Source organism: Oleiharenicola lentus, from assembly GCF_051660365.1.
GTDB lineage: Bacteria > Verrucomicrobiota > Verrucomicrobiia > Opitutales > Opitutaceae > Lacunisphaera > Lacunisphaera lenta_A.
The window spans coordinates 1,543,746-1,559,313 of sequence record NZ_JBOZXB010000001.1; the positions used below are offsets into that span (position 1 = coordinate 1,543,746).

The 15,568-nt window shown below is 60.3% G+C and carries 8 protein-coding genes; 5 read left to right on the forward strand and 3 right to left on the reverse strand.

What is annotated here, in order from left to right:
- Positions 1 to 119 precede the first annotated feature (119 nt).
- Positions 120 to 1,082: a hypothetical protein gene (locus tag ACRRQW_RS05590; RefSeq protein WP_438480278.1), complete on the forward strand. Its 963-nt coding sequence runs from the start codon at positions 120 to 122 to the stop codon at positions 1,080 to 1,082.
- Positions 1,083 to 1,628: 546 nt separating this feature from the next.
- On the forward strand, positions 1,629 to 2,006 hold the full coding sequence (locus ACRRQW_RS05595; RefSeq protein WP_438480279.1) for a hypothetical protein: 378 nt from the start codon (positions 1,629 to 1,631) through the stop codon (positions 2,004 to 2,006).
- 61 nt (positions 2,007 to 2,067) lie between these two features.
- Here ACRRQW_RS05595 and ACRRQW_RS05600 read toward each other — a convergent pair whose 3' ends face one another.
- From ACRRQW_RS05600 to ACRRQW_RS05610, 3 genes are all read right to left on the reverse strand, one after another.
- Positions 2,068 to 5,718: a hypothetical protein gene (locus ACRRQW_RS05600; RefSeq protein WP_438480280.1), complete on the reverse strand. Its 3,651-nt coding sequence runs from the start codon at positions 5,716 to 5,718 to the stop codon at positions 2,068 to 2,070.
- 149 nt (positions 5,719 to 5,867) lie between these two features.
- The gene (locus ACRRQW_RS05605) at positions 5,868 to 8,741 is read right to left on the reverse strand and encodes a glycosyl hydrolase family 28-related protein (RefSeq protein ID WP_438480281.1); all 2,874 of its coding nucleotides are present in this window, start codon (positions 8,739 to 8,741) and stop codon (positions 5,868 to 5,870) included.
- A 90-nt stretch (positions 8,742 to 8,831) separates the two neighbouring features.
- Complete coding sequence (locus ACRRQW_RS05610; protein WP_438480282.1) at positions 8,832 to 11,171, reverse strand: TonB-dependent siderophore receptor; 2,340 nt, start codon at positions 11,169 to 11,171, stop codon at positions 8,832 to 8,834.
- A 176-nt stretch (positions 11,172 to 11,347) separates the two neighbouring features.
- On the opposite strand from ACRRQW_RS05610, the gene ACRRQW_RS05615 reads away from it, so the two are divergent.
- The 3 genes from ACRRQW_RS05615 to ACRRQW_RS05625 all read left to right on the forward strand — a co-directional run bounded on the left by ACRRQW_RS05615 (position 11,348) and on the right by ACRRQW_RS05625 (position 15,557).
- Positions 11,348 to 12,394: a LacI family DNA-binding transcriptional regulator gene (locus ACRRQW_RS05615; protein WP_438480283.1), complete on the forward strand. Its 1,047-nt coding sequence runs from the start codon at positions 11,348 to 11,350 to the stop codon at positions 12,392 to 12,394.
- A 230-nt stretch (positions 12,395 to 12,624) separates the two neighbouring features.
- Positions 12,625 to 14,538 (forward strand): DUF2264 domain-containing protein, encoded by a 1,914-nt coding sequence (locus tag ACRRQW_RS05620; protein WP_438480284.1) that lies wholly within the window; start codon positions 12,625 to 12,627, stop codon positions 14,536 to 14,538.
- The gene (locus tag ACRRQW_RS05625; protein ID WP_438480285.1) at positions 14,535 to 15,557 is read left to right on the forward strand and encodes a hydroxyacid dehydrogenase; all 1,023 of its coding nucleotides are present in this window, start codon (positions 14,535 to 14,537) and stop codon (positions 15,555 to 15,557) included. Before ACRRQW_RS05620 ends, ACRRQW_RS05625 begins: the two co-directional genes overlap by 4 nt.
- Positions 15,558 to 15,568 lie beyond the last annotated feature (11 nt).

Genomic DNA, 15,568 nt, shown 5'->3' on the forward strand with positions numbered 1-15,568 from the left:
AACGGCCCCTATCTCGATCTGAATTCCTCGGACCGTTCGTCACAGCGCAGCCCGATTCGCGCAGGCGTGACAACCCCGCGTGAGCGTGTCTTGCTGCCCACACACTTTACCCGCACCGCATGAGCACCAAACCCTCCCAGGGCATCTCCGACGAAAAATTCTCCCCGTGGCTGCGCAAGGAATCCTGGCGCGCTCTCAAAGTGAGCCTCGTCTTGCTCGTCGCAAGCACCGTCATCAGCGCCGCACTTTCAAAATTCTCCGACACCTTTGCCGGCAACTGGACGCGCTTTAACTATCGCCTCTCCGACGTCGCGCTCGAACAACACCCCATCGCGCTCGCCCGCAGCTTCGCCGCCCGCCTCGGCGAAAACGAATACGGTTGGGGCCCGCTCTTTTCCACGACGCCTTTCAACATCACCGAGGCGAAAAAGAAACTGCGCGCCGAGTTCCCCGAGATCGCCAGCGTCATCAACGGCGAGCCGCAAGTCCCGCGCTCCAAAGCGCTCCGCGAACCCAACCCCGCGCGCTACGACGCCCGCATCGCTGAATTCACCGAGCGCTACCACAAAATCGAAAGACGCCGCTTCGCCAAACTCTACGACCGCGACGACGTCTTCACCGCGCCCAACGCCAACATGCAGCTCAGCATCATGGTGACGAAAATCTTCGGCTTCATCGACGCGTTCTTCTTCACCCTCGTCAGTATTTTCTCCGCCGGTTTCGCCAGCGTGCTCATGTTCACCACCGTGCTAGTCCTTTCCGGCATGGCGCTCTGGAAATCGCGCCGCCCCGCCCGCGGCTGGCTGAAATTCATCACGTGGCCCACGCTCGCCAGCGCCCTCGTCTGGGGCGCGATCCTGTTCATGGCCGCCGCCGCCGCGCTCTTCAGCGTATTCACACCCAACACGTCCGCCCTCGCCCTGATCGCGAGCCTGCCGTTCCTGTTTCTCCTCGCGAAACTCCCGCTCCACCTCGCCGAAACCCTCGTTGCCAAACCCGCCAAATGGGACGGCATCGAACGCCGCAAACCGCGACCACCGGCACCGGAAAGTCCTCCACCGCCGGCTTCGCCGACTTCGTGAGGCTCGCACCATTTTTGGCTCTCGCCGAATCGATTTCCTCTACCAAAGCGGTTTCGGATTCGCTCATCGTAGCAGTCGTATGCCTTTGGCTCGTCGGCGCCATTGCTACTCACTTTTTTCTCCACCGCCGCTCAGCCCAAGAAAACCGACGGTCTTTTTTTCTCGATGTCGATGATGCCCTTCATCTCTTCCTAGGCTTTTCCCTAATGCTCATCGCGTGGCCGATTATCGGCGTCTGGATGGTATGCACTCGACAGTCGGATTAGGCGAGCGGCGGCTTAAACAGGACACCACGCATTTCGTTTATTTACGGAAACTTCGACGGCAGTTTGCCCATTGCACGCGGTCGCGCTTCGAACCGAATATCGGTTCGTGCAAATCGGACGCTTCGTGCCTCCGGTCGTAACTCAGGCGCAGAACCGAATTCAACGGGGCGTCATCGGTCGGGCCCGGACAAACACCACTTGAAATCCGAACCGTGCGCTCGCTAAATCCTGCGATGGTCGTTTCCCCAGTGCCCATTTCGCTCTATCCCGCTGCTCTCCGATGAGCACTCCACAAGTTTCCGCCCCGCCGGAACGCTCGTGGCTGACCCTCGCGTTCGTGGCCGTATTCGCGATCTTCGCGATCGCATTTTTCGTGCATGCGTGTTCATCCCGCGGCGACCAGGCCACCGCCGTTCCCTTGCTCAGCCAACCGGCTTGGGACAGCGGCTACCGACTGGGACTCGAACTCGGCAACGCAGCGACCAAAGCCGGCAGTAGGGCGCTGACCGAGGCGCAACTTCACGCGCTCTCCGAAATCCACGGCAAGAAGTCCACCTACACGGGCTTCAATCTCGAATACTGGCAGCGCGGATTTAAAATCGGTTATCAGGAGAGCTCGGGCCCGCGCACCTCAGCTGAAAAAACGCCGAACGGTTGAATCGTTCGGCGCGTTATCCGCATCCAGGGGCACGGCCCGCGTCTCCCCCGAGGAAGTTCGACTACGGCACCGAGACCTTCACGTTATCGATATTGAAATCGACACTGGTCTTCACGGGATCGGTGGCAAAAACGATTCCGTCGAGTGAACTGATGTCGTTCGCGATGAATGCTTGGTCGTTCAACTTGAGAACGCCGTCCACATACAAATCATAGACGCGTGACACCGGATTCAGGATTACCTTCACGGTATACCAGGTGTTCGCGGCGATGGCTTGGAGCGACGTTTCGGTGCCGGAGGCATTGATGTAGGCAAGTCCATTGGTCGCGGAATCGACGAGCTTCACTGCCGCATCGCGGCGGCCACGCACGGACATCGCGGTGAGCGACGCGGTAGCGTTGGTTTTGAAACGATACTCAACCGTCACGTTGCGATCGGCCGTGCGGCGGAAGCCACGACTGATGCTCACGCCTTTCGTCGAGTGAAAATCATGCAGCTGCATGCTCTTGTCGCCGGCGCTGGGCACGGCTTTGATGGTGCACGTGACATTGGCGTTTTCTGAAAGTGGCGGCGTGGTCGGCGTGCTTTCATAGACGGACAAACCCCACCAGCGCGGCTGCTCATCCACGACCTGGGTGTTGAAATGATCGTTCACGAAACTGCGGGCCTGCCAGTTGCTCGCGATGACTTCCACGGTGTCGAGATAGGCCGTGCCAGTGAAACTCCCGCCGCTCTCGGCATAGATCCGATCGACCGAGCTCACCGGATTGCGCAACGCGGCGTTGTTCACCTTCAGCGTGCCGTTCACGTAGAGGTCGAAGGTGTCGTTCACGGTATCGACTTCCACGTCGAGGGTATACCACGTGGCGTTTACGATATCCTGAATCTTCACCTTCGTGCCGCCGGAATTTTCGTAGCACAATCCAAGCAGTGGATCGTCCGTGTCGAAAAGCATCACCGCATTCGTGCCGAGGCTTTTCACGTAGATCCGGTTCCATTTTCCAACCTGCGTCGCGTGATAACCGAATCGCAACGGCACAACGCCACTGAGCGGAGAAAATTTCCGCGTGGCGCGCGTAACGCCCGAGACCGATGCATCGTTTAAGCGCAGGCTGCGGTTTCCAGAGCTCGGAAAATTTTCCACCGTCGCTGATGTGCTCGCGTCGGACTGCACGATCCAGCCCGCGGGAATCGTGCCGGCAGTCGTTGTATCGAAGTCGTCATCGACCAGCCAGAACAGCTGCGTCGGCGGTGTGAGCAGGCCCGTGCCGCCGAGCGTTTCGATGGCGTCGATGCGCACGTAATTATCCACGGCGCTCGCGTTTTTGTCGCTGCGCACGACGACCTCAATCGTGTGATCGCCCGCCGCGAGGTCGCGCACGGTGACCAGCGCCTGATGCACGACAGGAATATATTCACCGGATTTCGACGCCGAATCGAGCGGCGTGGCCGCGTAAGTGTCGATCGTCGTGCTCAGCGCCCCGTCGATATACACATCCGCTTTGCCACTGTCCGTGCTCCGCTGGCCGATGACGCTGACGGCGGTGCCGTTGAACTTCGCGAACAGCCGACTGCCGCTTTCACGCGACGCCGACATCGTGCGCTCGTAGTTTTCCCAATCGCCGTCCTGATCCTCCCACGTGCCCGTCCAGACGAGCCGCGTGTCCTTGTCATTGTAGCGCAAGCAGGCAATCGGCGTGGTAAGGTCGATTTTGCGAATCACCAAGTCGTCGAAACGCACATTATTAAAACTACACCCAAGCAGCGCCTGGCCGCTGGAAATAAATCCTGCGGACACCGAGCCGAGCTGCGTGCCATTGAGCCACGCGGTGATGGTGTTGTTTTCGAAGCGGACGACGACGGTATACCACGTGTTGCTGTTAAAGGTCGTCGTGCCGCTGCCCGCGCCGATCGTGGTTTCCTTGTTTTGGATCGCCCACGTGCTGCTTCCGCTCGCGGGTTTCGTGAGCAGCAAGTTGTAACAGTCGGCGAGGTTATCGAGTTTGCCGTTATGTGTGGCGCGTCCGCCGATGCGCACGGAGCCAGCGCTGTCTTCGAGTTTCACTTTCACCTCGATTTCGTAATTTTTCCAATTCACGTCGCCAACCAGCGTGTAGGGGTCGGGATTTGAACGGTATTTCCACTTCGTCGGCACGGCGGCCCCGGTGATAATTTGCTTCAGCGCTTTGCCGGCGCCTTCGGTCACGATTTCGAACGCGCCGCCTTGATCTGAAAAATACTTGGGCTGCTTGCCGACTGTGTAGCTGTTGAAGTTGTCCGAATAATCCAACGCAAACGGCGCCATTGCTGGATTCGAGTAAGTAGCCGCACCCTTGGTTTGCCCACTCGTCGTCGTGAGCGAGTAGAGCGAATATGGCTCCAGCGTGATGGTGAACGAATTGCTCACCGGTGTTTTATTCGCCTGCTGAACAAATACGCTGCTCTCGATGGAACGCCACACGCGCACCGTGCCCGTGGAAAGCCCGCCGCTCAGATTCACCACATAATCCTGCGGACGCGGACTGTAGTTTACCATGATCATACTCCAGTTGCTGCTCGCGGCATCTTTCAGCGTCACGTAACCGCCGCTGTCGTCCGCGGCGCATGCCTGATCGAGGTATTTCCAGCCAGGATAAGCGAACTGCGTAAAATGCGCCGTCATCCACACGCCATTCGTTACTTCGTAGTGGCCGCTCCACGGCCACGACGCGGCGAGAATGCTTTTGTGATTAAACGGGGTGTTCGGGTAATTCGACTCGAGCGCCGGATGCATTTCATATTTCGTCATGCGCCCCTGCGTGTAGGCGCGAATCATGTGCCATGCCGTGTCGATCACGCCGACGACGAAGCCGTGACGCCCGGGCGCGAGGTGTTCGCCCGCCCACAACGGCATACCGGAAGCAATCGCCCGCTCTACACCGTCGCCGCTCGTGCTGTAATCCACGTAATGCGCGTTGAGCGAATAAAGCGCGGATTTGAGCGGCGCATCGCTTTGCACTTTGTCCGCGATCCACCAGCCAAGATTACTGTCGGCCGCGGTTAGTTTGACTGCGGAAAACCCATCCGCGTTCAAACCGGGCCGCAACGTGTTCACGATCCAGTCACGTTGAAACGGAATCGTGCCGCTCGCCGTGGGTGCCGCGACATCGCCTTCGGTTTCGTTCGCCGAGGCTCCGAGATAATTAAAGTTCAGCAGAAACGCTGTGTCGTCGCGCGCGCCTTCGAGGAATTTCTTGTGATACAGGTATTTGTTCGCATCGGTCGTGATCCACGCCGGCGTGCCCCAGCGCAACGCATCGAGGAGAATGGCTGAATTTAAAGTCTTCGCCTGTTTTGCGATCCAGAGATTCGAACCACGGGTGATGTCGAAATCCGTGGAGCTGCGCATGTGACTCGGCTCGGTGCCGGCCGACGTGTTCACATCGGCCCCAATTTCGACTTTCACATGCTGCAAGCCCGCGCCGAATTTATCCTGAAATAGAAATTTCAAGATGTCTGCGCGCTGATTCGCCGGGTAATCGAGCAGCAGTCGCGTCATGCCGTTGGAGAAAACGCCACCGACACCCTCATAGGTGCGACCGGCACTCGCGCCGTTGGCCGTGATGGTGGTGCTCGCGTGCGCGCACGCTGCCCCGAGGGAAATGATTCCGAGGACTGCTAAAAAAGCCCGCGCGGCGCGCTTGGCTGCAAATGAAGACGACACAGCATTCATGGGGTCGAGGGGTTGGAGGCGGACTACAAGTTGCCACGAGCGCAACTCGCAAGGGGAAGAAAATCACCGAAGTGACGCCGCCACCAAGGCAGCTCGGTTTCGCCCCCTCGAAACAAAACCCAATTTACAGTAAAGCGCAGCGCGTCCGCTCACCGCGTGTCTTCAAGTGCCACCGCAAACAGCGAACCACGCGCACCGACGTAGAGCGTTTTTCCATCGGGCGATAGCGCGAGACTCGTCGGACGTTCAGGCAATTTGATCGCGCCGAGTCGTTTTCCTGCCGCGTCGAAAACAAAAATTTCTCCTGCGGCGATGTAGACGCGCCCGTCGGCTCCTACCGCGATGTCTGCTTCGCCGACTTCGGCAAAGAGCGTGGCGTCAACGAGACTCCCATCGGCGTTCACTTTGAAACGATACGTTTTCCGGCGAAACTCATCCGCCAGGTAGAAGTGCCCACCGGGCGTAGCGACCTTGAGTCCGTAAGCACGCCACGCGGCATTCATGATCCACGGATGGGGGCGCTCGGTCACCGGCAGCGCGGTGATCGGCAGCACCACTGAATCAGCCGTCCATCCTTCCGTGACGGGCCGCGCGGCAGTTTCGACGAAATCGTTATTCGGGCCGAAGAGACTCGTCGCGCGCAGCCATGGCTTTCTGGCAAAATCCGCACGCGGCCCACGCACCAACGGCTCGAAAGTCTCACCATTCTCGGATGAATTTTTTAATCGATACACCGTGCCGCCGCGCGCGATGACGAGTAGCGCGCCGGATTGCGGATCGACCGCCAACGACGCGGGCCGCACAGGCGATTCCGCGACGAAGCGCACTCCAGTTTTCGGCGTCCATTCGTAGATCCGACCTTCGCGCCCGTGGATAAAATTCAAACCGCCGTCAGGACGAACCGCGACGCCGTCGATATTTTCCAGACCGCTTACGAGCAATTTCACGCTCGTTTCCAGTGAAGCTCTAGCACTCGCAGTCTCGGGTGAACGCGAGCCCACCGAGAGCCGCGCCAGATCGCGCGCGAACTCCTGTCGGCCACTCGTCGCATCGAACACCGCGCGATCGTAGGCAAACTTCGTCGGGCTATACAAATGCAGGCCGCGGATCTCTACGGCGCGACTGTTCGTGAAGCGCATCGCCTCCGGATACGGGGTCCGTGTGCGCGACACGCGATACATGAAAAGATTCGCAAACAACAAATTGTGACTGTCGTTCACTTCAAACTGCAACGCGTTCACGCCTTCGTCGCCCTCCGCCTCCGTCTGCAGCGCGTAGAATTCCCAGTTGGCCACGCGATCGAGTCGCACTTCGCGGTGAAGGTGGTGCTCGGACGACATCACGTAAACGCGACCGGGCGTCTGCGTGTCGGAAATATAAAGACCCGAGCGCGCGGTCTGACTCGCCGTCCAGACATTCAGGAACGTGCCGCCCCCGCCGTCCTTCACCCACAACGAGTGACCTTGTGTGTCCCAATATTTAGGCAGTTCCGCTTCCGGTCGCTCGCCGCGATGCGAGTGAAGCGACACAAAACAAAGGTCGTCGACCAAAGAATCTTTGCCCGCGCGCCACTCGATGCCGATCACACGCGGCGACACGCCCGTATCGATCGCGAAACCAGAGACCATCGCCGCACCGCCTTTCGCAGTCGCGATCATCGGCGTCGCATCGCCTTCTTTTTCAAACGCCGGCGCAGCGGCTTTTGCCACAAGCCGCGTGGTCGATGCATGGAGCCCGAACAACGCGCCGTCGGCCCGCAAACGCAGCGTATCGCTGATCACATAATGCCCGCTGGGCAGATACACCGCTGCGTGTTCGCGCAACCCGTGTTGCAACGCCGCCGTATCGTCGGTCGTGCCATCGCCGCGCGCACCGAGGTCGCGCGCGTTTACCCACGTGTTCATCGCGGGGAGCGGCGCGACATCGGTCGGCACGCGCGCAGGCAACGTATCGACCGCCGTGATTTTCGAAATGGTCTCCCACTTGGCGTCGACACCCACGCTGGATTTCTGCCAGCCGTGCGTGAAGTCGGCGACGACGTAGCGTTTTCCAGGAGCGATCGTTTTTTCGCCAGTCTCCCGCAGCACGAGCAAGGTCGGCACGTCCTCGGCCGCAACGTTCACGAAATTCGTCTGCGAGAGCAGGCTCGCCGAATCGGAAATCGTAATCGCCGGACCCGAGATGCGCGTCAGCACAGAGTCGCGCAACCAGAGTTGTTCGGGACGGTTCGCGTTCACTTCGATGGCTTTGGGCACATCGCTGAATTCCGCGCGCACGATAATCAGCCCTGCTTCCTCCGTCGTGATCGACGACACCGTCTGGCCGGAGAAGGCCGAATCCAGGATCACGAACGGCCACGTCGGGGCGGAGCGACGAGCGATGATGGCGTGTTGTCCACCCAAGAAACGGCAGTCGCGAATCAAGTTACCAATGTCCTCGATGCCCGCCTTCGCGTCGCCTAAACGAAACTCCATGTGCGCCAGAAACGAGTGCTGCGCGACGTGAAACTGCATACCCACGGCGGACGGATTCCCGGAGGCGACTTCGATATCGGCGTTGATGATCGCCGAGAAAAATCCCGACGCACCAGCTTCCCGCAGCGCTTCGCCGTTTTTCGGCGGATCCCACGCGAAGAAAAACAATGGACGCGTCTCGGGACCGTTGAAGCCAGTCGTATTGGCTCCGAGTAGAAACACGGGCCGCGTCGCACCGTAGCCGATGAGGCGCACGCCACGCCACACATTCACCGTGCGACCGAGCCGATACGTGCCGCTCGGCACGAAAATGATGCCGCGCTTTTCCGGCGTGGCGTGGATGCGATCGATCGCCGCTTGCAGGGCGGGCGCATCGTCGCCCTGACCGTCGGCGTGCACTTCGAAGTGGGGGCGGGAAAACTCCAGCGCGCGCTCGTCGGCCGGGCGTTGCGGAAACACCGAGGGCGCGCTCGCAACCGCCCACCCGTTGATTACCCCGAGTGAGAGGGCCAGAAGTAAGCAAAGCAGGACGGGCAGGCGTCGGGGCATAAGATAAAAAGCGCCTGCGCCCCGAGGGAGCGCAAGCGTGAAGGTTTTTGAAAGAGCCGCGCGAAGTCACGCGGCAGGGAAAGAATCGGATCAGAAGCGAATGCCGTAAGTGCCGAGCACCGTGAGGCCGTCGCCGAGGTAGGCGTCTTCGTCGTAGTAGGTTTTATCGAGCAGGTTCTTCACGTTGACCTGCACGAAGTGCTGCACACGACGTTTCGAACCGGTGCGGAAATTGTAGGAAGCGCCAATGTCGACCTTAGTGTAGGCCGGCACCGTGATGTCACGTTGACCGTTGTTGGTTTCGGACAGCCCGTCGTTGTTCAAGTCGAGGTTGCCGCTGCGGTTATTCGGAAAAACTTCGCCGCGGTAGCGCACGCCGCCCGTGAAGGCCAAACCCTTCCAGCCGCCGTCGAGGAAGGTGTATTTCAGCGCGAGACCACCCGACTGGGCGGGAGCTTCACGCGGACGACGGCCAAGGCGGTCGAGGTCGGTGCCGGCATCTTTCACGACGGCGTCGATGTAAGTGACATCGCCGAGCAGCAAGAGATTGCGGGTGAGCGCGTAGTTGAAATCGAAATCGATGCCGCGTGAGCGGTCGCCGCCTTCCACCGTGTTATCGGTGATGTTTTGCAAAATCGGGCGGCCCGTTGACGTGTCGATGACGGGGTTGCCGTTCGTGTCGAGCAGCGGCGTGGTGTCGGTGACGCTCGTGACCAACACGTTTTCGCGGTCCACGTTGTAGAGCGAGAACGTGAAGTTGAGCTTCTTATCGAACATCGAGGCCTTGATGCCGATTTCGTGGCCGAGGCCAGTTTCGTTCGGGAGAATCTGGCCGGCGCGATTGACGGCAGTTTGCGAGACGAACGACTTCGTGCGACTCGCGTAGAGGGACACGGCATCGTTGAGTTCGAACGTGACGCCGAACTGCGGCGACGTGGCGGAGCGCTGCGCGGTCGAACGCACGAGCGTGACTAAATTTTTCGCTTCGATATCGAGTTCGTCAAAACGCACCGCAGCGAGCAGCTTGAGGCGTTCGCTAAAGATATTCGTGTTGTGCCGCAGGAAGAGGCCTTTGATTTCCGTGTTGGAGGCGGTGTGTGCGCTCTTGCGGGAATACGTCGTCGGATCGTAAGCCGGGATAAAGTAGTTTGGGTTATCGACGCTCAGGTTGCGCACGTCGGCGGGCAGTGTGTTCAGTGCGGCGGCCTGCCAGCGATAGCTGGGGCGGAAGTCGCCGACATAATTATAGTCGAATGTCGCAAGCGTGCTGTGCGTGGCGGGCGTGATAAAGTCCGTGTTGTAGCGCGCGAGCAAGTCGAGTTGGCCGGCGTCGCCCCACTCGTCGATCACGTCGTAAGCGGGTTCGCGCGTGCCGAACGTGCGCGTGGTGGAATTATAAGTGCCGCCCGTCATCGACAGCTTGTAATAATGGCGGTTGTAGCTGCTCCCACCCGCGCGGATCGAAAAGACGTGGTTGATCTTGTGTTCGAGAAACGCGCTGAAGGTGTCCATGTCGCGGTTGAGGTATTCGTTCGGCCCTTGCAGGCTGAAGCGATCGAGTTCGTAAGCGTAACCCGTGTTGCGCGTGTAAGTGCGCACGGCAGGCAAACCGGTGCGGGCATCGACCACGTTCACGGTTGCGGTGTTGTTCAAATAAGGAATGCCGGTGCCGGGACGCGTGTTGCGCTCGATGTAGTCGTATTCGAGGAAGATGCTGGTGTTGGCGTTAATCTTCTGGAGAAAGCCGAGCGTGATATTCTTCACCTGCGAGTGGCGGAAAGCCTGCTCGAAATCGCGTTCGAAGTAGGCGCCGCCGACGCGGTAGAAACTGTTACCGATCGCCGTCGTGTCGCCGAGCGGACCCGACGAGGAAAGCTCCGTGCGGAAATGCCCGAGCGAACCTGCGGTGACGCTCACGTCTTGTTGCGGCGTGAGGGTGGGACGCTTGCTGATGATGTTGATCGTGCCGCCGGGAGAAGTCGGGCCGTAGATCGCCGCCGCCGGGCCTTTGATGACCTCGACGCGATCGACACTCGACGGATCGATCATGCCAGCGCGACGGAAACCGTTGCGCAGTTGGTTGCCGTTAAAAAACCCGCGGATGATATAAGCACCTTCCTGCTGGCGCCCGGAAAAACCCGACGTGTAAGCCAGCTGCTCGGCAATGTCGTAGGCCGCGAAATCCTTGATGAATTCACTCGTGACGACGTTCACCGCGTAAGGCAGCGCGCGAATCGATGTCGCGACGCGCGAACCCGTGGTCACTTCCGCCGCCATGTAATCATTGGGCTTGGTGCTCGTAACGGTGAACGGTGAAAGTTCGACCGTCTCCTCCACAGGGGTAGCGGGTGCCGGCGCGATTTGCTGCGCGGAAAGCGCAGTCGCGCCGAGCACGGCAAGCGCAGGAAAAAGACGGAGGTAGTTTTTCATGGGGTCGGGGATGTTAGGGGAATTGAACCAGCGACCCGGTCTTAGTCGGCGACATGACCTCAAAGAAACAGCGGGCGGGGGTTAAACAAAATCAAAAGACGCGGGTCTCTTGGTTTCGCGATACGCATTGACCCCGCCCAACCACCCGCGCAAAACGAAACAGGCTTTACAGTAAAATGCCCGACGCCCCGAAAAATCCCCCTGCTCCGCGTCCCACGATGCGCTCGATCGCCGAACAAGCCGGCGTGAGCGCGATGGCGGTTTCGCTCGCGCTGCGTAATCACCCCAGCCTCCCCGCAAAGACGCGGAAAAAAATCCAGCAGGTCGCGGCGCGCGCCGGTTATCAGCCCGATCCGTCAGTCGCGAAATTGATGCACCACCTCCGCGCGCGCAAAGGAGCCCGCGTGCAGGCGACGGTGTGCGCTCTCACCACGCAGGGCGCAGGCATTCAGGATCCGTATTCGGAATTGTTGCTCGCCGGCGCGAGACGCGCCGCGGAAACCGCCGGTTTTGCGCTGGAAGTGTTTCACGTCGACCTCACCGATGCCTCCAGCCGCCGCCTGCAACGCATGCTGCGCTACCGTGGCGTCGACGGGCTGATGCTGCTGCCGATGTCCAATCTCAGCGCCCTCGATAATCTGGTCGATTGGCGCGAGTTTTCCGTGGTGTCGACCACGACCACGGTGCCAAGCCCGCATTTTCATTGCGCGTTGCCCAGTCACTTTCGAAACACGCTGCAACTCTGCGATCGGCTCGCGCAGGCCGGATTCGAACGGCTCGGCATGGTCGTGCGCGAAGCCCAAGAACTGCGCAGCGGCCATAATTTCACCGCCGCGCTCGCGTGGCACGGCACCTATGGAAAAACCCAGTCGGTGCGCGCTCACCTCAGCGACAATCTCTCCGCGGCGGCTATCGCGCGCTGGCTGGAAAAAGAAAAGCCCGACGTGATCGTCGCCGAACGCGACGCCCTGGCGCAAACCTTGCGTGACGAAAAACTCGTGCCGCGCTCGATGTTGATTACCACGTGCTCAGGCCTGCCGGCCGCGAACAAACGTTATCCCTTCCCCGGCATTCACGAAAACCCGCCGCGCATCGGCACGGCGGCGGTGGAAATTTTGACCGGTATGATTACGCGCGGTGAACGCGGTGTGCCCGAGCACGCGCAAACGACGTTGATCGACGGCTCGTGGATCGATCTGCCGCTGAAGAATCCGAAATCGTAAACGGCGGAGCGCGTCCATCCGCCGCAGCGAGGTCGGGCCCTACCTCACGGTGCTCCGAATTCCGCGCGGCGAAAACCCTCGGACGCGCTTTACTGTAAAGAGCAAACCCTGTCGAAACCGCAAAGCGGGCGCGCACGCTGCGGTCACTCGTCGCCTGCTTGCGCTTCGCCATTCCCCGGGCCCCTTAGCGCCCACCGCGAATCCGCAGTTCCAGTCGCTGACGTTCCGCGATGCAATTTTCCCCCGCCGCCCGCAATCCCCTCCTCTCCCGCCACGATGTCCAGCGGCTCGCGACCGATTTAACCAATCCGTTGCTACCGCATTTCTCGCCCGGCAAAGCCGGCGTGCGGCCCGGCAGCACGCTCGCGTGGTATGGCGAACCCAGTTCGTCGCTCGAAGGGTTTTCTCGTCCGCTTTGGGGAATCGCGCCACTTACCGCCGGTGGCGGCATTTTCCCGCAATGGAATCTCTGGCGCGAAGGTCTGATCAACGGCACCGATCCCGCACATCCGGAATTCTGGGGCTGGCCGCAGGATCACGATCAACGCACGGTCGAAAGCGCCGCGCTCGGTTTTAGTCTGAATCTCGTGCCAGCCAAATTGTGGGAGCCGTTGCCAGAAGCTGCGCGCCACAATCTCGCCACGTGGCTCGGGCGCATCAACTCGGTGCGCGCGGTCGACAACAACTGGCTGTTTTTCCAAGTGATGGTGAATCTCGGCCTGCGGCGCGTCGGCCTCCCGCACGCGCCCGAAGTGATCGATACCAACCTGCAGCGACTCGATGAATTTCATTTGGGCGGTGGTTGGTATGCCGACGGCGAACCGGGTCCCAGCGGCAACGATGGCCGCATCGGCGATTACTACGTGCCGATGGCGATGCATTTTTACGGACTGATTTACGCCGTCGCCAGCGACACCACGGATGCAATCCGCGCCCAACTTTACCGCGAACGCGCGCGGCAGCTCGCGCAGGATTTCGTGCATTGGTTCACCGCTGACGGCGCGGCGGTGCCATTCGGTCGCAGCATGGCGTATCGATTTGCCCAAGGCGCTTTTTGGGGCGCGCTCGCTTACGCGAATGTCGAAGCGCAGCCGTGGCCGGTGATCAAAGGACTTTATCTACGTCACCTGCGCTGGTGGATGCAGCAGCCGATTTTTTCTGAAACCGGTTTGCTGAGTATCGGTTACGGCTATCCCAACTTGCATATGGCCGAGAGTTACAACGGCCCGGCGTCGCCTTACTGGGCGATGAAAGCATTTCTGCCGCTCGCGTTGCCAGAGACGCATCCGTTTTGGCAAGCGGAGGAAGCGCCGTTGCCCGCACGGCGGGCAGTTTTTACAGCGGCCTACGCAAAACTAGTGCTCACGGCTGCTAAGGACGCGCGTGAAGTGGTCGCGCTCAATCCGGGTCAATGCGTCGCCGACTGGCCGCGTCACGCCGCGCACAAATACTCGAAGTTCGCCTACTCGACGCGGTTCGGCTTCAGCGTGCCGGTCGGGTTGGCCACATTACAGGAAGGCGGTTTCGACAACGTGCTCGCGTTGAGCGACGACAGTGGGCGGCGCTTCCGGGCGCGCGAATCGGTGGAAGCGCCGAGTGTGCAAAACGGCGTGGCCCATTCCCGCTGGTCGCCGTGGAGCGATGTCACGATCGACACGTGGTTAATCGCGGCCGGTGATGCCCACGTTCGTGTCCACCGCCTGCACACTGCGCGCGCGCTCACGTCCGCCGAAACGGGTTTCGCCACCGGCTATTCGCGGCGTGAAACCCTCGCGACCGAATCGCTGGAAAATAAAATTACCGTCACGACTCCGCTCGGTTCATCGGCCGTGACCAATTTGAACGATGCACGCACCGGCGCATGCGTCGAACTCGGCGCGAACAGCCACTTGCTTTTTCCGCTCGCCGCGATGCCGGTGCTGCGCGGCGAGCACGCGCCGGGCATTCATTGGCTCGCGTGTTTAGTTCAAGGCAGCGCAACCCACACCCACGAGACCACGGCTTTCGCCTTCATCGCGACAGTGAACGGTTTTGAAATCCGAGAGAGCGGCGCGCTCTGGTGCGATTACCGCGACGGACAAATCTCGGTTAAAGCGCATGACCTGATTCAACCCGCGAAAGCGATTGAGGGGGCGACCGCTTGAATCTGAGCCGGTCGCTTTCCAGCACAGGCTTCACGCAACCCAAAGCGGTGTTGCTCACCGCGCAGTCTTCCCTCGGGAACGCCTACGGCGAGGAGACGCTGCGCAGTTTGCGTGAGCTACTCGATTTCAATCCGGATTCCCAGCTTCTCTCCACCGGGACAGACTTATCTGAAATCGAAATTGTGCTCAGCGGTTGGGGTGCACCGAAACTGGATGCGGCTTTTTTCAATCAGTTCTCGCGCGTGCGCATCGTGTTTCACGCCGCGGGCAGCGTGCGCCAGATGATGACCGATGAAGCGTGGGAACGCGGCGTGCGAGTCGTCACTGCCGCAAAGGTAAATGCCACGCCCGTCGCAGAATTCACCTTCGCGCAAATTATCCTGAGCCTTAAAAACGCTTTTTCCCAGTCAGGCGATTGCCGACGCACGCGCACGCTAGTGCGTCAAATTCGTGAAATGCCGGGAGCGCACGGCAGCACGATCGGTTTGCTTTCGCTCGGAGAAATTGGCCGGCAAGTCGCCCGCCGCCTCGCGCAGCTCGACGTGCGCGTCATCGCCTACGATCCTTTCATCAGGGCGGAACGCGCCGCAGAACTCGGCGTGACACTGTGCTCATTGGAAGAAGTATTCGCGCGCGCTGACGTGGTGAGCTGCCACACGCCGCTCTTGCCCGCGACGGAACGGATGGTTCGAGGCCGGCATTTTTCTTCGATGAAACCAGGAGCCACCTTCATCAACACCGCTCGTGGCGGCGTGATCGCCGAAGATGAAATGATCGCGGTGCTCAAGGCGCGACCAGACCTGTTTGCCTTGCTGGACGTCACCTTCCCCGATCCGCCGGCGAGCGAATCACCCCTGTTCGATCTGCCCAATGTCCTGCTCACTCCGCACATCGCCGGCAGCATCGACCGCGAGTGCCTGCGCATGGGGCGCTTCATTGCCGAGGAAGTCCGGCGCTATTTAAGAAACGAAACGCTCCACGGCGAAATCACTCGCGCTCAAGCGGTGCTGCTCGCGTAAACTACCCCTGT

Bases quoted from the DNA above. Each gene is read 5' to 3' on its own strand.
- ACRRQW_RS05595 (WP_438480279.1), top strand. From the start codon at position 1,629: ATGAGCACTCCACAAGTTTCCGCCCCGCCGGAACGCTCGTGGCTGACC.
- ACRRQW_RS05615 (WP_438480283.1), top strand. From the start codon at position 11,348: ATGCCCGACGCCCCGAAAAATCCCCCTGCTCCGCGTCCCACGATGCGC.
- ACRRQW_RS05610 (WP_438480282.1), bottom strand. From the start codon at position 11,171: ATGAAAAACTACCTCCGTCTTTTTCCTGCGCTTGCCGTGCTCGGCGCG.
- ACRRQW_RS05590 (WP_438480278.1), top strand. From the start codon at position 120: ATGAGCACCAAACCCTCCCAGGGCATCTCCGACGAAAAATTCTCCCCG.
- ACRRQW_RS05620 (WP_438480284.1), top strand. From the start codon at position 12,625: ATGCAATTTTCCCCCGCCGCCCGCAATCCCCTCCTCTCCCGCCACGAT.
- ACRRQW_RS05605 (WP_438480281.1), bottom strand. From the start codon at position 8,741: ATGCCCCGACGCCTGCCCGTCCTGCTTTGCTTACTTCTGGCCCTCTCA.
- ACRRQW_RS05600 (WP_438480280.1), bottom strand. From the start codon at position 5,718: ATGAATGCTGTGTCGTCTTCATTTGCAGCCAAGCGCGCCGCGCGGGCT.